At 68.9% G+C, this 18,750-nt stretch carries 13 protein-coding genes; 4 read left to right on the plus strand and 9 right to left on the minus strand.

What is annotated here, in order from left to right; genetic code table 11:
• Nucleotides 1-56: 56 nt before the first annotated feature.
• Nucleotides 57-1,439, minus strand: a complete 1,383-nt coding sequence (locus AB5J53_RS14850) for an alpha-amylase family protein (protein ID WP_369246113.1) — start codon at nucleotides 1,437-1,439, stop codon at nucleotides 57-59.
• Between the two features lie 422 nt (nucleotides 1,440-1,861).
• Nucleotides 1,862-3,079 carry an RNA-guided endonuclease InsQ/TnpB family protein gene (locus AB5J53_RS14855; protein WP_369246114.1) on the minus strand — a complete coding sequence of 406 codons (1,218 nt, stop codon included), beginning with the start codon at nucleotides 3,077-3,079 and terminating at the stop codon, nucleotides 1,862-1,864.
• Between the two features lie 17 nt (nucleotides 3,080-3,096).
• Here AB5J53_RS14855 and AB5J53_RS14860 point away from each other — a divergent pair, with 17 nt between their 5' ends.
• Nucleotides 3,097-3,318: an Arc family DNA-binding protein gene (locus tag AB5J53_RS14860; protein WP_369246115.1), complete on the plus strand. Its 222-nt coding sequence runs from the start codon at nucleotides 3,097-3,099 to the stop codon at nucleotides 3,316-3,318.
• Between the two features lie 328 nt (nucleotides 3,319-3,646).
• Here AB5J53_RS14860 and AB5J53_RS14865 read toward each other — a convergent pair whose 3' ends face one another.
• The 4 genes from AB5J53_RS14865 to AB5J53_RS14880 all read right to left on the minus strand — a co-directional run bounded on the left by AB5J53_RS14865 (nucleotide 3,647) and on the right by AB5J53_RS14880 (nucleotide 8,837).
• Complete coding sequence (locus tag AB5J53_RS14865; RefSeq protein WP_369246116.1) at nucleotides 3,647-5,326, minus strand: glycoside hydrolase family 13 protein; 1,680 nt, start codon at nucleotides 5,324-5,326, stop codon at nucleotides 3,647-3,649.
• A 215-nt stretch (nucleotides 5,327-5,541) separates the two neighbouring features.
• Nucleotides 5,542-6,447, minus strand: a complete 906-nt coding sequence (locus AB5J53_RS14870; RefSeq protein ID WP_369246117.1) for a sugar ABC transporter permease — start codon at nucleotides 6,445-6,447, stop codon at nucleotides 5,542-5,544.
• 13 nt (nucleotides 6,448-6,460) lie between these two features.
• On the minus strand, nucleotides 6,461-7,465 hold the full coding sequence (locus AB5J53_RS14875) for a carbohydrate ABC transporter permease (RefSeq protein ID WP_369246118.1): 1,005 nt from the start codon (nucleotides 7,463-7,465) through the stop codon (nucleotides 6,461-6,463).
• Nucleotides 7,466-7,562: 97 nt separating this feature from the next.
• Nucleotides 7,563-8,837, minus strand: a complete 1,275-nt coding sequence (locus tag AB5J53_RS14880; protein WP_369246119.1) for an extracellular solute-binding protein — start codon at nucleotides 8,835-8,837, stop codon at nucleotides 7,563-7,565.
• Between the two features lie 466 nt (nucleotides 8,838-9,303).
• On the opposite strand from AB5J53_RS14880, the gene AB5J53_RS14885 reads away from it, so the two are divergent.
• Nucleotides 9,304-10,338 carry a LacI family DNA-binding transcriptional regulator gene (locus AB5J53_RS14885; protein ID WP_369246120.1) on the plus strand — a complete coding sequence of 345 codons (1,035 nt, stop codon included), beginning with the start codon at nucleotides 9,304-9,306 and terminating at the stop codon, nucleotides 10,336-10,338.
• A 110-nt stretch (nucleotides 10,339-10,448) separates the two neighbouring features.
• On the plus strand, nucleotides 10,449-11,309 hold the full coding sequence (locus AB5J53_RS14890; RefSeq protein ID WP_369246121.1) for a phosphatase PAP2 family protein: 861 nt from the start codon (nucleotides 10,449-10,451) through the stop codon (nucleotides 11,307-11,309).
• A gap of 133 nt (nucleotides 11,310-11,442) precedes the next feature.
• Here the strand turns inward: AB5J53_RS14890 and AB5J53_RS14895 are convergent, their stop codons facing one another.
• Nucleotides 11,443-13,014, minus strand: coding sequence for an amidohydrolase (locus tag AB5J53_RS14895; protein ID WP_369246122.1), 1,572 nt, complete (start codon nucleotides 13,012-13,014; stop codon nucleotides 11,443-11,445).
• A 26-nt stretch (nucleotides 13,015-13,040) separates the two neighbouring features.
• On the minus strand, nucleotides 13,041-14,492 hold the full coding sequence (locus AB5J53_RS14900) for an APC family permease (protein WP_369246123.1): 1,452 nt from the start codon (nucleotides 14,490-14,492) through the stop codon (nucleotides 13,041-13,043).
• Nucleotides 14,493-14,659: 167 nt separating this feature from the next.
• On the opposite strand from AB5J53_RS14900, the gene AB5J53_RS14905 reads away from it, so the two are divergent.
• On the plus strand, nucleotides 14,660-15,265 hold the full coding sequence (locus tag AB5J53_RS14905; RefSeq protein ID WP_369246124.1) for a TetR/AcrR family transcriptional regulator C-terminal domain-containing protein: 606 nt from the start codon (nucleotides 14,660-14,662) through the stop codon (nucleotides 15,263-15,265).
• A 402-nt stretch (nucleotides 15,266-15,667) separates the two neighbouring features.
• Here AB5J53_RS14905 and AB5J53_RS14910 read toward each other — a convergent pair whose 3' ends face one another.
• Nucleotides 15,668-18,664 (minus strand): bifunctional [glutamine synthetase] adenylyltransferase/[glutamine synthetase]-adenylyl-L-tyrosine phosphorylase, encoded by a 2,997-nt coding sequence (locus AB5J53_RS14910; protein ID WP_369246125.1) that lies wholly within the window; start codon nucleotides 18,662-18,664, stop codon nucleotides 15,668-15,670.
• Between the last annotated feature and the right edge of the window lie 86 nt (nucleotides 18,665-18,750).

Below are 18,750 nucleotides of genomic sequence, written 5' to 3' on the forward strand. Positions count from 1 at the left end.
CCGTATCGCTCACGCAAGGTTTACAGCAAGAGTCTTGCAATGCGCGGCAAGGGCTTTCAGCAGCTGGACTTGCCCGTGTAGATCGCCAGTGCCGTGTTGGAGCCCAGCGTCGCCGTGAACTGGCCGGAGCCGTTCACCGTGACGCTCGTGTTGTTCTGGACGTTGCAGTACGTCCCGGCGGCGAGCGAGGTGGTGTACGTCCGGGTCAGCGAGGAGGACTCGTGGTTGATGGCCACGAAACCCTTGCTGCCGCGACCGAAGGCGATGGCGTCGGCGCCGTTGTCCCACCAGTTGGTGAGGGACTCACCGCGGGTGGCGTTGCGGAAGGCGACCATCGACTTGATCTCCGGCCAGGCGTGCTGGCACTTCCAGCCGTCCTGCCAACAGGCGTTGACCGTACCGCCGTTGGGCGGGCCCGCGTCCGTGTCGGACCACTCGTAGCCGGAGTTGATGTCGGGCGCGCCGTAGGGGTAGGCGAGCATGAAGACGTTCGCGAGGGTGTAGTTCGCGCCGTCCTTGTAGTTGAGCGTCGAGCCGTTGCGCTCGGTGTCGTGGTTGTCGACGAAGACGCCCGCGACTGAGCTGCTCATGTACCCCCAGCCCTCGCCGTAGTTCTTCAGATAGGCGAGGTTCTCGTTGTTAAAGACCCGCTTGAGGTCGTAGGCGTACCGGAACTCCTGGACATCGCCGTTGCCCGTGTACTCGGTCGGCTGGACGGCCTCGCCCGAGCCGTAGATCACCTCCTGCTTCCAGTACACGGACGGATTGCTCAGCCGGGACTTGATGTTCGCGAGGTCGGCCGCCGGTATGTGCTTGGCCGCGTCGATGCGGAAGCCGTCGACGCCGTAGCCGAGCAGGGTGTTCATGTACCCGGCGATGGTCTTGCGGACGTACTCCTCGCCGGTGTCCAGGTCGGCGAGCCCGACGAGTTCGCAGTTCTGGACGTTGGCGCGGTTGGTGTAGTCGCTGATCGTCGCCGTGCAGTCGTCCATGTCGTAGGACGAGTACAGGCCCGGGTAGTTGTACTTCGTGTACGAAGAGCCGCCCGTGCCGGTGCCGGAACCGGCCGACATGTGGTTGATCACCGTGTCCGCCACGACCTTCACGCCCGCCGCGTGGCACGTGTTCACCATGTTCTGGAACGCGGTGGCGTCGCCGAGCCTGCCGGCGATCTTGTAGCTCACGGGCTGGTAGGAGGTCCACCACTGCGAGCCCTGTATGTGCTCGGCGGGCGGGGACACCTGGACGTAGCCGTAACCGGCCGGGCCCAGCGTGTTGGTGCATTCCTTGGCGACCGAGTCGAACTTCCACTCGAAGAGGACGGCGGTGACGTCCTTGGTGCCGGGTGGGGAGGCCGCCGCCGTACCGGGGGGAACGGTCACCGAGACCGCCAGGCCCGCCGCGAGGGCGAACGAGGCGGCAAGCGTTTTCCTTGCCATGTGGGTGCTCCTGCACTTCGTCGTGCGGGTGGGGGGATCGGAAGGTATCTCTTGCAAACAAGTTTCAGCAAGATGTCGTAAGAACTTTCAACTTCCTTATTGACGCCGCCCCTTCAACAGTCCCACGCTCCACACGTGTCAACTCCCGCCCACACCGCTCGAGTTGACCGATCCGGAGAGGAGCCGCATCACTATGGCCTTACGACGACGAAGAGTCACCAGACTGCTGGTGACCGCAGCGCTGGCAATCGGCGGCCTGGCCGCACTGCCCGCTCAGCAAGCCGCCGCGGCCGACACCGGTGTTCCCAACGGCGATGTGATCGCCAACCTGTGGGATTGACATCCTCCCCCCCCTTAAAAGTGGGGGATTCCAACCCGGGTGGGTTGAGGTTCACGGACGCTCGAACGGCCGGTGGCCGCTGTCATCCCTCCGGCACCGGCTGATCGCCGGGGGCGGGGAACCCGCCCTGTCCTGCCGCGACATTGGTTGCTGCGTTCTCGTCGGCGTTGCAGGTGAACCCGCAGGACACGCAGACGAAGTCGGCTTGGCTCTTGCGCGACTTCTTCTCGATCCATCCGCAGGCGCTGCACCGCAAGGAAGTGAAAGGTGCGGGGACGTCCTCGACCCGGCCGGGAGCCTTGTGCTCCGTGCGCTGCCGGAGCAGGCCCCAGCCCTGGGCGAGGATCGCCCGGTTCAGCCCGGCCTTCTGCTTGATCTTCTTGCCGGGCTGTTCGACCGTCCCCTTCGCGGAGGCGGTCATGTTCTTGATGTTCAGCTTCTCGAAGCGCACCAGGCCATAGGTGCGGGCGAGCATGGTGCTGGTCTTCTCGCACCAGTCCTTGCGCCGGTCAGCTTCGCGTGCCTTGAGTCTGGCGACCCTGGCGTACTCGGCGGTCCTAGCCTCGCTGCCCTTGGGCGCGCGGGCGGCTCGGCGCTGGTGCTTGCGGATCTGGGCACGTTCCCTGACGGTGAGCTGCGGGCAGTTCAGCTTCCGCCCGTCCGAGAGGGCGGCCGTGATCTTCACGCCCCGATCGATGCCGATGACTTCGCCCGTTGCGGGCGCGTCGACGGGCTCGGGGATGACCGCGAACGCGATGTGCCACTGGCCGTTGCGGAAGGTGACTCGGAACGTCTTCGCCTTCGGCAGTTCGGCGCGGGTGAGCCGGAAGCGCACCCACCCGCAGCCGGGCACCTTGACCTGCGCCCAGCGCCGGTTCAGCTTCTGCACTACGACAGACCGGCCCCAGACCTGCGTGCTCTTGGCGTTCAGCTTCGGCGACCCGTCCGCCTCGAACTCCGGCACGCGGTCGGTGCCGATGACACGGAAGCCTTCGTGCACGTACTTCTTGCGCCACGTCGGCTCACCGAAGCCGGAGGTGAATTTGGCGGTCTTGGCCGTGGCGAAGTCCTTCAAGGCCTGCTGCTGCACGTCGGCGTTACCGGCACGCAGCCATTCGCTGGCACGCCGGGCCTCGGTGAGCTGGCGGCACTGCTCGGCGAAGCCGGGTGCGGCCTTGCGGCCCTTGTACCAGTGCGAGTGCTGCTCGACGGCGAGGTTCCACACGTACCGGGCGTGCGCGCAGTGGTCGAGCATGATGCCCGCCTGCTCGCTCGTCGGGTACATCCGGAAACGTGACATGCCGCCACCGTAGCGGCGTGATCAAGTTCACGCTTCGCATCCCTGACGACCTGCACGACCGGCTGACCACTCAGGCACAGACCGACCGGCGGTCCCTCAACTCCGAGATGCTGCATCTGCTTGAGGTCGGCCTCAGCGTCGTACCTTCCGGAACGCCGAATCGCCCTGGCGGCGATTCGCCCTCCCCTGCCCGAAAGCAAGGTGGAACTGGCGGTCGGTCACCTCATCCGGCAACATGACGTGGGATCCCAACCCTTCTGTTTCACGGTGCCGCGCTCAGCGGTCACCATGAACCCGCACTCCGAAAGGTCGCGCTCCGCCCGGTCGGGTAGCGTCGCCTGATGCGCTGCCAACGCGTGTCATAGCCCCGCTACGCGCTCGTCCCGCGATGCCGCTCGGCTTCCCGCTGGTGCCCGGCGCAGAGTCCACCCCAAGTCAGCCCCGCCCCCTGCACCAGGGGCTGGTGCAGGGGACGGGCTTCCACGGCATGGGGGATCACCTGCGGGGCCCTCCTCCTATGCGAAGGCCCCACCGGAGTCGGTAACCAGAATGGGCAACTTGCGTGCGTCAGGCCGCCCACCACACGGTCGTGTCCGCGGGCAGCTTCGCCTCACCGTCCTGCGACAGGGTCACCTCGCCGCTGGCGAGGAGGACACGGCCGTACGCCGGGACGGCCACCGCCTCGCCCCCGGTGTTCGCGGTGCAGACGAACTCCCCGCGGCGGAAGGCGAGTACGCCCTCGGGCGCCTTCAGCCAGGTGACGGAGTCGCCCGCGCCGAGGTCGGGCTCGGCGCGCCGGGCGGCGAGCGCGCTGCGGTACAGCTCCAGGGTCGAGCCCTCGGCCCCCGTCTGCGCCTCCACGCTCAGCTCGGCCCACTCGGCGGGCTGCGGCAGCCAGCTGCCACCGCTGCCGAAGCCGTACGAGGAGCCGGTGCGGGTCCACGGGATCGGCACCCGGCAGCCGTCGCGGAACCCGTCCTGGCCTGCGCCCCGGAAGTAGGCGGGGTCCTGACGCACCTCGTCCGGCAGGTCCACGACGTCCGGCAGGCCGAGCTCCTCGCCCTGGTAGAGGTAGGCGGAGCCGGGCAGCGCCAGCATCAGCAGGGTCGCCGCCCGGGCCCGGCGCAGCCCCAGCTCCCGGTCGCCGGCGGTGCGGATCTGGGTGCCGAGCCCGGCCTCGTTGGCGAAGCGTGTGGCGTGCCGGGTCACGTCGTGGTTGGACAGCACCCAGGTGGAGGGGGCGCCCACCGGCCGCATCGCGTCGAGGGTGCGGTCGATGACGGAGCGCAGCTCGGCCGCGTCCCAATGGGTGCCCAGGTACTGGAAGTTGAAGGCCTGGTGCAGCTCGTCGGGGCGCACGTAGTTGGCGGTGCGCTCGATGGTCGGGGTCCACGCCTCCGCGACGAAGATCCGCTCACCGGCGTACTCGTCGAGGATCGTGCGCCACTGACGGTAGATGGCGTGCACGCCGTCCTGGTCGAAGAACGGCATGACATCGTTGCCCAGCAGCTTCAGCTGGTCGTGGTCGCCCAGGTCCGGCAGCCCGTCCGCCTTCACCAGGCCATGGGCGACGTCGATACGGAAACCGTCGACGCCCATGTCGAGCCAGAACCGCAGGATCGAGCGGAACTCGTCGCCGACGGCGGGATGGTCCCAGTTGAAGTCGGGCTGCTCGGGCGCGAAGAGGTGCAGGTACCACTCGCCGGGGGTGCCGTCCGGCTCGGCCACGCGCGTCCAGGCCGGGCCGCCGAAGATGGACTCCCAGTCGTTGGGAGGCAGTTCGCCGTTCTTGCCCTTGCCGGGCCGGAAGTGGTAGCGCTCCCGCAGCGGCGAACCGGTGCCTTCGCGCAGGGCCCGCTTGAACCACTCGTGCTGGTCGGAGGAGTGGTTGGGGACCAGGTCGACGATGATCCGCAGTCCCAGTTCATGGGCCTCGCGGATGAGGGCGTCGGCGTCCATGAGGTTGCCGAACATGGGGTCGACGGCCCGGTAGTCCGCCACGTCGTAGCCGGCGTCGGCCTGCGGCGAGGCGTAGAAGGGGCTCAGCCACACGGCGTCCACGCCGAGGTCGCGCAGATACGGGAGTCGGGAACGTACGCCCTCCAGGTCGCCCATGCCGTCGCCGTTGCTGTCGGCGAAGCTGCGCGGATAGACCTGGTAGATCACCGCGTCGCGCCACCAGTCGCGGTGGCCGGCGACGGTGGCGAGAGCGGAGTTCGGGGCCTGGTCGGCGGAGTGCTGGCTCATGGCGTCCTTGATGCGATGGGGGTCCCCCGCTCCGGGAGTCCTCCCAGGCCATTGAGGCGCTGGGGAGAAGCCGGGAGTGGGGAGGAATTCGGGTCATAGCTGCGTCTGGGGGCGGAGGTGATGAGGCGGCCGCGGTGCCGGCGGGGTCGGATGGGCACCGCGGCCGCCACCCGCGCGCGCCGGGCGCACGGGAGCCTTCGGGCGACGTGGGCGGATCAGCCCTTCGTTCCGCCCGCGGTGAGGCCGCTCACCAGGTTCTTCTGGACGAGGTAGAAGAACGCGGAGACGGGTATCGCCACCAGAACCGCGGTGGCGGCCATCAGGTTGCGCTGCGCGTCGTGCTCGCTGACGAAGCTCTGCAGTCCCACGGCGAAGGTGTACTTCGTGTCGGACAGCATGAACGTCGAGGCGAAGGCGACCTCGCCGAACGCGGTGATGAAGCTGTAGAAACCGGCGACCGCCAGGCCCGGCTTGGCGAGCGGCAGGATCAGTCGGAAGAAGGTGCCGAAGGGGGACAGCCCGTCGACGCGTCCCGCCTCGTCGATCTCGAACGGGATGGTGTCGAAGTAGCCCTTGAGCAGCCAGGCGCAGTACGGCACGGCGGTCGAGCAGTAGACGAGGATCAGGCCGAGATAGCTGTCGATGAGCTGCAGGTCCGAGAGGATCTGGTACATCGGCACGATGAGCACGGCGATCGGGAACATCTGGGTGACCAGGAGCACCCACATGAACTTCTTGTAGCCGGGGAAGCGCATGCGGGACACCGCGTAGCCGGTGGTGGCGGCGACCATCACACCGATGACCGTGGTGCCGAGGGAGACGATGAGGGAGCTCTTCAGCCACTCGAAGAAGTTCGTGTGCTGCAACACGAACGAGTAGTTGTCGAACGTCATCTTGTCCCAGATGCCCGCGGGGTGCAGATAGTCGTCCTTGTCCGGGCCGAGGGACAGGAAGAGCAGCCAGGCGACCGGGAACAGCGCGATCAGGCTCGCGACGATCAGGATGCCGTGGGAGGTGAGGGAGCCGGCGAGGCTGCGCTCACCGCGTTTGCGCGCCTTGCGGGGCTCGTCGTACGCGGGGACCTGGTCGGCCGGAGGTGTCTGCAGGGTGGTGGTACTCATGGGGGCTCCTGCCTCAGATCGCGAGCTGCTGGTCATTGCGGTTCAGCCAGCGGCGGTAGAAGGAGGTGAAGACGATCAGGATGGCCAGCAGCAGCATGCCGTAGGCCGCCGACTGTGCGAAGTCGCGTGGCTGTTGGCCGAAGCCCAGGTAGTAGGCCCAGGTGACGAGGATCTGCGCGTCCGGGGCGGTGTTGCCGAACAGCAGGAAGATGACGGCGAACTGGTTGAAGGTCCAGATGATGCCGAGGAGGACGACGGTGGAGCTGACGGACCTCAGCCCCGGCAGGGTGACGTACCGGAACTGCTGCCAGGGGCTCGCGCCGTCCATCTCGGCGGCCTCGTACAACGTGGAGTCGATGGACTGCAGTCCGCCGAGCAGCGAGACCATCATGAACGGCACACCGCACCAGGTGTTGACCATGATCGCGGCGAACCGCTGCCAGAAGGTGTCCTCCAGCCACAGCGGCGACGGCAGATGCACCGCGTCGAGCATGGAGTTGATGATGCCGCCGTCCGCGAGCATGAAGCGCCAGCCGAAGACGGTGACGAAGGTCGGCACGGCCCACGGCAGGACCAGGATGAGCCGGTAGAGGGTCCGGCCGCGCAGCTTCTGGTTGAGCAGCAGGGCGAGACCGAGGCCGATGCAGTAGTGCAGGGCGACACAGAGCGCCGTCCACACGATCGTCCAGATGAAGTGCGACCAGAAGCGGTCGTACGAGGTGGGGCCCCACAGGATGTCTTTGTAGTTGTCGAGGCCGATGAACTTGTAGGTGGCGTCGATGTGATTGACGCCGATCGTGCGGGCCGAGTTGAGGCTGTTGGCGTCCGTCAGCGTCAGGTAGAGGCCCCGCACCAGCGGATAGAGCACCAACCCGCCGAGTACGACGACGACCGGGGCGATCATCGCGTACGCGTACCAGTACTTCTGGTACGAGTGCTTCAGACGCTGCAGCCGGCCGGGGCGCGGTGCTCGGTCACCGCGGCGCTTGCCGGTCGCTCGGTCGATGGCGACTGTCATGGTTCGACACCTTCTGCAAAATCAGGAGTTGGGCGCACACAGCCGGTGGCCGCCGGATCTGTCCCCCCAATTCAGGCAGATCCGACGGCCACACGGACTACTTGCTGAAGTCCGGGACCAGCTTGGCGATCGCGAGTTCCGCGTTGCTCAGGCCCTTGTCCAGGGACTCCTTGCCACCCGCGATCTTCGGCAGCTCGGTGTCGAGCGGGCCCCAGAGCGAGCTGTACTCGGGCAGCGCCGGGCGCGGCTGGGCGGCGGAGAGCACACCCTGGTAGCCGGCGATGCCCGGGTCGGCCTTGACCTTGGCGGTGTAGGCGTCGTCGCGCGTCGGCAGCGTGGAGTTCTTCAGGGCGATGGTCTCCTGGGACTTCGCCGAGGTCATGAACTTCACGAACTTCAGCGAGGCCTCCTGGTGCGCCTTGTCCGAGCCCGCGTACACCGAGAGGTTGTGACCGCCGGTCGGGGCGCCCGCCTTGCCGGTGGAACCGGCCGGGACGGAGGCGATGCCGAGGTTGGCCTTGTCCTTGAAGGCCGAGCCCTTGTAGAAGTTGGTGATCTCCCACGGGCCCTGGACGATCGCGGCGACCTTGCCGTTGACGAACGCGTCCTGGATGTGGGCGTACGCGTCGGCGGTGGTGTCGGCCTTGTGCAGGCCCTTGCCGGAGAACAGACCCTGCCAGGTCCCGTACGCCTTCTTCGCGGCGGCCGAGTTCACGGTGATCTTCTTGGCGGTGGCGTCGACCGTGTCGGTGCCCTCGCCGTAGAGGAAGGACTGCGCGTAGTACGCCTGGGTGGAGCCCCAGTAGCCGTCGACGCCGGTCTTCTTCTGGATGGTGGCGGCGTCGGTCTTCAGCTCGGCCCACGTGGTGGGCGCCTTGTCGATGCCGGCCTTCTCGAAGAGGGCCTTGTTGTAGACCAGCGCGAGGGTGTCGGTGACCAGCGGCACGCCGTAGGTCTTGCCGTCGTACTTGGCCTGCTCGATCAGGCTGGACTGGAACTTGCCCTGGTCCGCGAGGGCCTCGGTGCCGTCCAGCGGCAGGAAGTAGCCCTTCTTGGCGAAGGCGGGGGTCCAGCCGACCTCGGAGCGCAGGATGTCCGGGGCGCCCTTGGAGCCGGCGGCCGTGTCGAACTTGTTCTGCGCCTGGTCGAAGGGGACGTTGACGTACTTGACCTTGATGTTGGGGTTGGCCTTCTCGAATTCCTTGGCCAGGGCCTTGTACGTCGGCGCCTCATTGGTGGCGTTGGAGGTGTCCCACCAGGTGATGGTGGTGGGGCCGTCCGACTTGTCGCTGCCGCTGTCACTGCCGCCGCAGGCCGTCGCCGCGAGGGCGAAGGACGCCACCAGCGCGGTGGCCGCTATGCCACGCCGCATGAGATCTCCTTGAGGGTGAAAGCCCGAGTGGTTGAGGCAGCGGTCCCGCCCGCTCCTCTTGCCGACTTGCCGACTGCGCCGTTGCGTCCGCCGGGCGACGTGAACGTAACAGCGTTGTAAGCGCGACGAAAGACCTTGCAGCAAAAAAGTGCAAGAACCGCTGAGAGTTACCCGCCCGTGACCTCTCCCTCTTGATCACGAAGCCCTGGTAAAAGGCCGTTCAGCAGACATGGGAGCCGCTGTGCAAGACTCTGCAAGCTCTTGCCATAGCTGTCGGGTACGGGGATCATCGCCCCGTCAGCGCTTGCAGGAGCCACCCCTTCCCGCGGCGCACGCACGGGACGCCGAGCCGACCAGAACACGAGGGAGCGCGATGACGCAGCAGCCCGGAACGGGCCGATCAACCGCCCGCACACGGCGTCTGGTTGGTGGGCAGGGTGAGGGCCGGCCGGTACAGTCCAATCCTGTGACCACACGGCTTGCCGACATCGCAGCCCAGGCGGGGGTCAGTGAGGCGACTGTCAGCCGCGTCCTGAACGGGAAGCCGGGCGTCGCCGCTACCACCCGCCAGTCCGTCCTGGCCGCGCTCGACGTACTGGGCTACGAGCGCCCCGTCCGTCTGCGACAGCGCAGCGAGGGCCTGGTGGGCCTGATAACCCCGGAGCTGGAGAACCCGATATTCCCTGCCCTGGCGCAGGTCATCGGCCAGGCGCTGACCCGGCAGGGCTACACACCGGTCCTCGCGACGCAGACCCCGGGCGGTTCCACCGAGGACGAGCTGACGGAGATGCTGGTGGACCGGGGCGTCGCCGGGATCATCTTCGTCTCCGGCCTCCATGCCGACACCTCGGCGGACATGCAGCGCTACGACCAGCTGCGTGCCCAGGGTGTCCCCTTCGTCCTCGTCGACGGTTTCTCGCCGAAGGTGCAGGCTCCGTTCATCTCGCCCGACGACCGTGCGGCCATGGCCCTCGCGGTCACCCACCTCGTCTCGCTCGGGCACACCCATATCGGACTTGCCCTGGGTCCCAAACGGTTCGTGCCCGTGCAGCGCAAGATCGAGGGCTTTGTGCGCACGATGCAGGAGCTACTGGGTCTGAGCCCCGCCGACATCGAGGAGCGACTCGTCCAGCACTCGCTGTACACGCTGGAGGGCGGTCAGGCGGCGGCGAGCGCCCTCATGGACCGTGACTGCACGGCGATCGTCTGCGCCAGCGACATGATGGCCCTCGGCGCGATAAGGGCGGCGCGCCAGCGCGGCCTGGAGGTCCCGAAGGACATTTCGGTGGTCGGCTTCGACGATTCTCCGCTCATCGCCTTCACCGACCCACCGCTCACCACGATCCGCAAGCCGGTCCCGGCGATGGGACAGGCCGCGGTGCGTACGTTGCTGGAGGAGATCGGCGGGACCCCGGCACCCCACAGTGAATTCGTGTTCATGCCGGAGCTGGTGGTGCGTGGTTCGACCGCTTCTGCCCCTGGGGACCGGAATCGTCCCTAGGGAGGAGTGCATACGGCACCCATGGGCCTCCTCCCGGCGTAGAACATGCGACGAGGACCCAACCAAGGGATGATCTGTCGGGGAACGCTTTTCTGGCAGACTCTGTGCCTATGGGTGAGACGACCGTGACGACACTGGAAGGCCAGGAGCAGGCCGCTCCACAGCCCGTCGCGGAGGAGAAGGCGGGAAAGGACTCCCCGCGTCGCTCGCGGGCCCCGCGTCGCCCCCGCTTCTGGTTCGAGATCCTGCTCATCGCGGTCAGTTACTGGACGTACTCGCTGATTCGGAACGCCGTGCCGGAGCAGAAGCACGAGGCACTGCGCAACGCGGACTGGATCTGGCAGACGGAGCACCACCTCGGGATCGCCGTCGAGGAATCGGTCAACCACGCCGTGAATTCGGTGACATGGCTGATCATCGGGATGAACTACTACTACGCGACACTGCACTTCGTGGTGACGCTGGGAGTCCTGGTGTGGCTGTACCGCAGCCACCCCGGCCGTTACGCGGCCACGCGGCTCACCCTCTTCGCCACCACGGCCGTGGCCCTGGTCGGCTACTACTTCTTCCCCCTGGCACCGCCCCGCCTGATGAACGGCGGCCACTTCGTCGACACGGTCCTCGTCCACCAGACCTGGGGCTCCATGGCCTCCGGCGACCTGAAGCACATGTCGAACCAGTACGCGGCGATGCCCTCCATGCACATCGGCTGGTCCCTGTGGTGCGGCCTGACGATCTTCGCGCTGGCCTCGGCGCCGTGGGCCCGGATTCTGGGCCTGCTGTACCCGGTGGCCACGCTGGTGGTCATCGTCTCCACCGCCAACCACTTCTGGCTCGACGCGGTGGGCGGCATGCTGTGCCTGACCTTCGGCTTCCTGGTGGCGCGGCTCTGGTATGGCTCCTTGCCGTACGCGCTGCCGCGCTGGGTTCCGGGGACGCGGGGGGCACCACTGCTGCCGGCGAAGGCCTGAGCAGCGGGCTTCGGCCGGCCTACTGATTGCTGAACGTCTTGAGGGGCCCCGCACCGCCAGGTGCGGGGCCCCTCGACAACTGAGCCGGGACGGCGCTCGGTCCCACGGCGGTGTCCGGCGGTGCCGAGCGGGCTCAGGCCCCGCGATGGGCGACGAGACCACCGGTCACGGTGAGACGTAAGGGCGCCTCCGCGACCTCGTCCACCGGCGCCTCCACCGGATCCAGGCCGAAGGCCGTGAGGTCCGCCCGGAACCCGGGAGCGATACGCCCCGTCTCCTGAGCCTCGCCGGCGGCGACAGCGGCATGCGTCGTGCAGCCCTCCAGCGCCTGGAGCCCGGTAAGACCACCGCGTGAGGCCGCCGCACCCCGCGGCTCCCGCGCCGTCGCCAGCACGCCGCGCACGTCGTAGTGGGCGATCGGCCAGTCCGAGCCCAGGGCCACCACCGCACCGGCGTCCCGCAGGTACCGGGTGCGCCAGGCACGGCCGGCCCGCTCGGGCCCGAGCCGCCGTGACCACTCGTCCCCGTGGTCGCCCCGCGTGTACGCGGTGTGCGGCGGCTGCATCGACGCGATGACCCCGAGGTGCGCGAAGCGCGACAGCGTGCCGTCCGGGGCGGTCTCCACGTGCTCGATCCGGTGCGCGAACCGCCCCCCGGCCCCGAGCCCCTCCACCGTGTCGAGGACGTGCCGTACGGCCGCGTCCCCGATCGCGTGTGTGGCCGTACGGACCCCGGCCGCGTGCAGCTGCCGTACGGCGGCGGTGTACGCGGCCGGGTCGGGCCAGAACGCCGCCGTGCCCTGCCCGTGACAGTCGGCGTGCTCCAGCCAGGCCGTACCACCCTCCACGGTCCCGTCCATGAAGAACTTGACCCCGCCGATGCTCCAGTGCCGTCCACCGCGCCCCTGGAGCGCCACGAGCTCACGCAGCGCGTCCTCATCGGCCCCCGGCATGCACCAGGGCGCGAACCGCAGCCGCACCGGCAGCACGGTCTCCTCGGCGACGGCTCCGACCAGCTCCGGATCTCCCAGGTCCATCGCGTGCGCCCCGGTCAGCCCGGTCGCCGCCATCGCGGAGAGCAGCTCGACGAGCCGGGCCCGCCGCTCCTCGTACGAGGGCCGGGGCATGACCTCGGCGACCAGCTCCATCGCGGCGTGCTCGACGAGATGCCCGGTGGGCCGCCCGTCGCCGTCGCAGACGACTTCCGAGCGCTGGACGAAGACCCGCGGCCCCTCGACCCCGGCGGCCTTGAGGGCGGCCTCGGTCACCAGCGCGGAGTGACCGTCGTACAGCCGCAGAAAGGCGGGGGCGCCGCCGAGCACGTCCTCGACGAGGGCCCGGTGCACGGGCCGCCCGCCGAAGACGTTGTGGTCGAGCCCGAACCCGATGACCCACCCGTCGATACGGGACGCGCCCGCGAGCGCGCGCCGCAGCCCGTCCAGGTCCTCCACGGCGGACAGATCGACGCCGGTGGCCATGTCCAGCCCCCACACGGGGTGGCTGTGCGCGTCCACGAGCCCGGGCACGAGGTGCGCCCCCTCCAGGGGGACGACCTCTGTTCCCGGCCCCCGCCAGTCCCGTACGTCGGTCTCGTCGCCGACGGCGGCGATCAGTCCGTCGCGTACGGCGACGGCGGTGGCGTACGGCCTGGCGGGGTCGAGGGTGCGTATCTTGGCGCCGGTGAGGATCAGCTCGGCGGTGGGCATGCGGGTGACTCCCTTGCTGTGGGCGGCTATTCGGCAGGTTCGGCGGCGAACTCCGCGTACACCCGCGGTCGTTTGCGACGCAGCCACCAGGCAAGCGCGAGCCCGACGACGAAGACGGCGGGCGACAGGACGATCAGGACGGTGTTCACCGTGGTGGACGCGCCGGTGAACAGGTCGATGTGCGTGATCACCAGGGCTATGGCCGTCGCGAGCAGCACGGTCGCGACGACGGGCGCGACGATCGTCCGCAGCACGCCCTCCTCGTGCCGTACCCGGCGGAAGTAGCACGGGACGGCGATCGCGGCGAGCAATTGGAGCACGAACAGGCCGATCATTCCTGGGGTGTTGACCCACAGCAGCAGCTGCCCGTACGGGTCGGCCCCCGCCGCCCAGAAGGCCAGCACGACGACGGCGCCGAGGACGGTCTGGACGATTCCGGCGACGTACGGGGAGCGGTGCCGCGGGTGAATGCGACCCAGTGCCCGTGGCAGCACGCCCTCTTCGGCGAGAGCGAGCCCGTACCGGTTGATGGCGTTGTGGAAGGCGAGCAGGGAGGCGAGGACGCTGGTGATGATGAAGACGTGCATCAGGTCGGCCGCCCAGCCGCCGACATACGTAGTGATGGCCGAGAAGAAGAGCCCCCCGGGGTCCTTGGCCGCGGCCCGCACGACCTCCGCGTCCCCGAAAGCCTGGATGACGACCCAGACGATGAACGCGTAGAAGAGCCCGAGGAATCCGACGGCGGCATACGTCGCGCGCGGCACCGTGCGCTCCGGGTCCCGTGCCTCCCGCCGGTAGATGACGGTGGACTCGAACCCGGTGAACGCGGCGAAGGCGAAGGCGAGGACGACGGCGGTGCCGGGGACGATCACGTTGCCGGGCGTGAAGGAGCCGCCCGACAGCCCGTGCGCGCCGCCCTTCAGGAGCACCCCGCCCGCGAGCAGCACGAGTATCCCGGTCTCGGCGACGAGCAGCACGCCCAGCAGCTTGGCGCCGAAGTCGATCGACCGAAAGCCGCCGTAGCCGATCACCACCAGCCCGGCCAAGGACACCGGAAGCCACGGAACATCGGTCCCGAAAAGCGCGTGCACGGTGTCCCGGCTGGCACTGCCCAGCAGACCGTAGACGCCGATCTCCATGCCGTTGTAGCCGACGAGAGCGAGCAGCGCGGCGCCGATGCCGATCGGGCGGCCGAGACCGCGGGTGATGTACGCGTAGAACGCGCCGCCACTGCGCACATGCCGGCTCATGGTGGTGAAACCGACGGCGAACACGGCGAGCGTGATGCCGGCGAGCAGATAGCCGACGGGGGCGCCGATCCCGCCGAGCAGGATCGCGAGCGGGGCGACACCCGCCATGACGGTGAGCGGGGCGGCGGCCGAGACGACGAAGAAGGCGATGTCGGCGGTGCCGAGGGAGCCGGAGCGGAGGGTCGCCGCGGGGGCCGGCGTTCTCTCCTCGGAGATGGTGGCGGGCATGCGAGGGAAGCCCTTCTGGCGGGGGCGGGGAGGGGCCCGGGGCGTGCGGGGTACCCCGGGTCCCGGAGCTGCGAACGCGTCCGGGATCCGTAAACCTAAAGGCTTTCGGTTTCGGCAATGTAACCTCCCGTTGGGCATCCGGGAAGACCTCAGGGAGAGCACAGATCATGGGACGGCCGCGCACACCCCTCCTCGACCGCGAGCGCATCGCCACGACGGCGCTCGAACTGATCGATGAGCGGGGAGAGTTCAGCGTGCCGCAGATCGCCAAGCGGCTCGGTGTGCAGACGGGCTCGGTGTACCACCATGTGGACGGCCGGGACGGCATCGTGGAACTTCTCCGCGAGCGGGTCGCCTCGACGATCGACACGGGAACCCTCTCCCTGACCCCCTGGGACACGGCCCTGGCCGCCTGGGCCCGCTCCTACCGCGCGGCCTTCGCGGCCCACCCGAAGGCGATCCCGCTCCTGACGACATCACCCGTACGAGCGCCACGCGTCCTGGAGCAGTACGAGCGCGCGGTCACCCTCCTGCTGGACGCCGGCTTCGCCCTCCCCGACGTGATGCCGGTGATCATCGCCCTGGAGAACCTGGTCCTCGGCTCGGCCCTGGACCTCGCGGCCCCGGAGACGATGTGGGAACTCCCCGACGACACGACGACACCACGCCTGGCGGCGGCACTGGACGCGGTGGGCGAGGGCCGCGCGGACCGGGCGTTCGAGCTGGCGCTGGACGGTTTCATGGCCCACGCGAGGGCGTTGCAGACGGCCTGAGCGAGGAAGGCCAGCGCTCCTCCTGGGCCACACCCCGAAGTGCCCCAAGTCGGCTACCTGCTCCCCGTAGTCTCAGTGGCACTGGGCGCACTGGTCCTGGACGAGCACATAGGCCTACGCGTAGCAGCGGGCATGGCGGTAGTCCTGACAGGCGTGGCGATGTCACGCAAACAGCCGCAACCCACGCACACAAGCCCGAAGCACCCGCACCCGCGGACGCACGGAAGGGGCCGTGCCGGTACATCACATGCCCCGTCGCTTACGTCCGGATCTGGAAACGTCTCCCCACAAGCCAACGTCTGATCCACCGGCGACGGGGCGGATGTACCGGCACGGCCCCGACCCCCACGGACCCGCAGGCGAACCGCAGGCGAACCGCAGGCGAACGGCAGCGGCCCGGGCTCACGCCCCGTAGAACAGCTCCTCGACAACGGCCCGAGCCCGCCGAGTGGTCCGCCGGTAGTCATCGAGCATGTCCCCGACATGCCCCGGCCCATACCCCAAGTACCGCCCCACGGCACCAAGTTCACGGCCGTCCGACGGGAAGGTGTCCCCCGCCCGCCCCCGCACGAGCATCACCGCGTTCCGCACCCGCGTAGCCAGCACCCAGGCCTCGTCCAGTATCGCCGCGTCCTCTGCGGACAGGAGCTCCGCGGCACACGCGGCGGCAAGCGCCGCCCGCGTCCGGGTGGTCCGCAACCCCGGCTCCACCCACCCGTGCTGCAGCTGCAGCAACTGCACGGTCCACTCCACGTCGGACAGCCCACCCCGCCCGAGCTTGGTGTGCAACGTGGGATCCGCCCCCCGCGGCATCCGCTCGGACTCCATCCGCGCCTTCAGCCGCCGGATCTCCCGCACCGCCTCGTCGCCCAGCCCCTCCGCCGGATACCGCAACGGATCGATCAATTCGATGAACCGGCGCCCCAAGTCCACGTCCCCCGCCACGACTTCGGCCCGCAGCAGAGCCTGTGACTCCCACACCAACGACCAACGCCGGTAATAGGCCTCATAAGACTTCAACGTCCGCACGAGCGGCCCGGACTTCCCCTCGGGCCGCAGATCCGCGTCGATCAACAACGGCGGATCCGCACTGGAAACCTGAAGCAGCCGCCGCATCTCGGAGACCACGGCGTTCGCGGCCCGGGAAGCCTCCTGCTCGTCCACCCCGTCCCGGGGCTCATGCACGAACAGCACATCCGCGTCGGACCCGTAACCGAGCTCGTGCCCCCCGAACCGCCCCATCCCGATGATGGCGAACCGGGTGGGAAGCGTCTCCCCCCAGCCGTCCCGCACAACGGCCCGCAGCGTCCCGGCAAGCGTCGCCGCCGTCAGATCGGAAACCGCACCTCCCACCAGATCCACCAACGCCCCCTGGTCGGCGACGGCCGGCGTCTCCTCGGTGCCGTAGGACGCGACAATGTCCGCCGCGGCCGTACGGAACAGCTCCCGCCGCCGCACCCCACGCGCCGCGGTGACCGCCTGCTCACCCCCGGCCGCGCGCCCCACCGCCGCGAGGATCTCCTGCTCGAGGTGGGCACGGGCCCGCGGTTCGAGCCCGCCTGCGTCCCCGTCCCCGAGGAGCGCCACCGCCTCCGGCGCACGCATCAGCAGATCCGGAGCGAGCCGCCCGGCCGACAGGACCCGCGCGAGGTTCTCGGCGGCAGCGCCCTCATCCCTCAACAGCCGCAGATACCAAGGGGTCTTGCCCAGCGCGTCCGACACCTTCCGGAAATTCAGCAACCCCGCATCGGGATTGGCGGAATCCGCGAACCACCCCAACAACACGGGCAGCAAGGTCCGTTGAATCGCGGCCTTACGGGTAACACCGGAGGCCAGCGCCTCCAGATGCCGCAACGCCGCGGCCGGATCGGCATATCCGAGCGCGACAAGCCGTTCGCGAGCCGCATCGGGACTCAACCTGGCCTCACCAGGGGCGAGTTGGGCAACGGCATCAAGCAGCGGCCGGTAGAACAACTTCTCGTGCAGCCGCCGCACCACGGCCGCGTGCCGCTTCCACTCACGGTTCAGTTCGACAACGGGATCGGACCGCAATCCCAGCGACCGTCCGATGCGCCGCAGGTCGGCCTCGGACTCCGGCACAAGATGCGTACGCCTCAGCCGATACAGCTGGATCCGATGCTCCATGGACCGCAGAAACCGATACGCGTCATCGAGCTGTACGGCATCGGCGCGCCCCACGTACCCACCCGCGGCCAGCGCCTTCAGCGCATCGAGCGTGGTCCCGCTCCGCAGTGACGTATCGGCCCGCCCGTGAACCAACTGGAGCAGCTGCACGGCGAATTCGACGTCCCTCAGTCCACCCGGACCGAGCTTCAGCTCACGCTCGATCTCGGTGGCGGGAATGTTCTCGACGACGCGCCGCCGCATCTTCTGCACATCGGGGACGAAGTTGTCGCGCTCGGCGGCATGCCACACCAGCGGCGCCAGCGTGGCCACGTACTCCTCGCCGAGCTCGATGTCACCGGCCACGGGCCGGGCCTTGAGCAGCGCCTGGAACTCCCAGGTCTTGGCCCACCGCTGGTAGTAGGCGAGATGGCTGCTCAGCGTCCGCACCAGCGGCCCGTTCCGTCCTTCGGGCCGCAAATTGGCATCCACCGGCCAAATGCTGCCCTCAATGGTCGTCTCGGAACAGATCCGCATCATATGCGAGGCCAGCCGAGTCGCGGCCTGTACGGCCTTGCCCTCATCGGCTCCGTTGACGGCCTCCCCCACGAAGATCACATCGACGTCGGACACGTAATTGAGCTCGTGGCCCCCGCACTTGCCCATCGCGATGACCGCGAGGCGGCACAGCGCGGTGTCGTCGGGTGCGTCGGTCCGGGCGATCGCGAGCGCGGCACGCAGGGTCGCGGTGGCGAGGTCGGCGAGCTCGGCGGCGGTCTGGGCGAGGTCGGTGGTGCCGCACACGTCGCGCGCGGCGATGGAGAGCAGGCAGCGCCGGTAGGCGACGCGCAGCGAGATCGGGTCGGTCGCCTCGGCCAGCCCCCGCTCGAACTCGGCCACCCCGGGATGCAGGTCCTGCGGCTCGTACGTCACGAGCGCCTGCCAGTCGCGCGGGTGCCGGGCGAGATGGTCGGCGAGCGCGGCGGAGGCGCCGAGGACACCGAGCAGCCGGTCCCGCAGCGGCTTCGCCGCGATCAGCGTGTCGAGCAGCTCCCGCTGGGCCGTGTGCCCGTCCTGCGCCTCGACGAGCCGGACGAGACCGAGCAGCGCCAGATCAGGATCGGCGGTCGCGCCCAGCGCGTCCAGGAGCACCGGGTCGGACCGTATGGGCGCCAGCTCGGCGCTCTCCAGGAGTCGCTCGGCGGCCGAGGGATCGGTGAAGCCGTGCCGCAGCAGCCGCGAAAAGGTACTGCTTCTGCGCCCCGGCGCCGTCATCCTCGGCCTCCTGTCGGATCAAGGTCGTACGAACTTGAGCGTAACCGCAGTCCTTGAGAGAAGCGCCGGGGCGGGCGGCCACACCC

It is taken from the genome of Streptomyces sp. R41 (assembly GCF_041053055.1).
Taxonomy (GTDB): domain Bacteria; phylum Actinomycetota; class Actinomycetes; order Streptomycetales; family Streptomycetaceae; genus Streptomyces.

Bases quoted from the DNA above. Each gene is read 5' to 3' on its own strand.
- AB5J53_RS14850 (WP_369246113.1), bottom strand. From the start codon at position 1,439: ATGGCAAGGAAAACGCTTGCCGCCTCGTTCGCCCTCGCGGCGGGCCTG.
- AB5J53_RS14855 (WP_369246114.1), bottom strand. From the start codon at position 3,079: ATGTCACGTTTCCGGATGTACCCGACGAGCGAGCAGGCGGGCATCATG.
- AB5J53_RS14865 (WP_369246116.1), bottom strand. From the start codon at position 5,326: ATGAGCCAGCACTCCGCCGACCAGGCCCCGAACTCCGCTCTCGCCACC.
- AB5J53_RS14870 (WP_369246117.1), bottom strand. From the start codon at position 6,447: ATGAGTACCACCACCCTGCAGACACCTCCGGCCGACCAGGTCCCCGCG.
- AB5J53_RS14875 (WP_369246118.1), bottom strand. From the start codon at position 7,465: ATGACAGTCGCCATCGACCGAGCGACCGGCAAGCGCCGCGGTGACCGA.
- AB5J53_RS14880 (WP_369246119.1), bottom strand. From the start codon at position 8,837: ATGCGGCGTGGCATAGCGGCCACCGCGCTGGTGGCGTCCTTCGCCCTC.
- AB5J53_RS14890 (WP_369246121.1), top strand. From the start codon at position 10,449: ATGGGTGAGACGACCGTGACGACACTGGAAGGCCAGGAGCAGGCCGCT.
- AB5J53_RS14895 (WP_369246122.1), bottom strand. From the start codon at position 13,014: ATGCCCACCGCCGAGCTGATCCTCACCGGCGCCAAGATACGCACCCTC.
- AB5J53_RS14900 (WP_369246123.1), bottom strand. From the start codon at position 14,492: ATGCCCGCCACCATCTCCGAGGAGAGAACGCCGGCCCCCGCGGCGACC.
- AB5J53_RS14905 (WP_369246124.1), top strand. From the start codon at position 14,660: ATGGGACGGCCGCGCACACCCCTCCTCGACCGCGAGCGCATCGCCACG.
- AB5J53_RS14910 (WP_369246125.1), bottom strand. From the start codon at position 18,664: ATGACGGCGCCGGGGCGCAGAAGCAGTACCTTTTCGCGGCTGCTGCGG.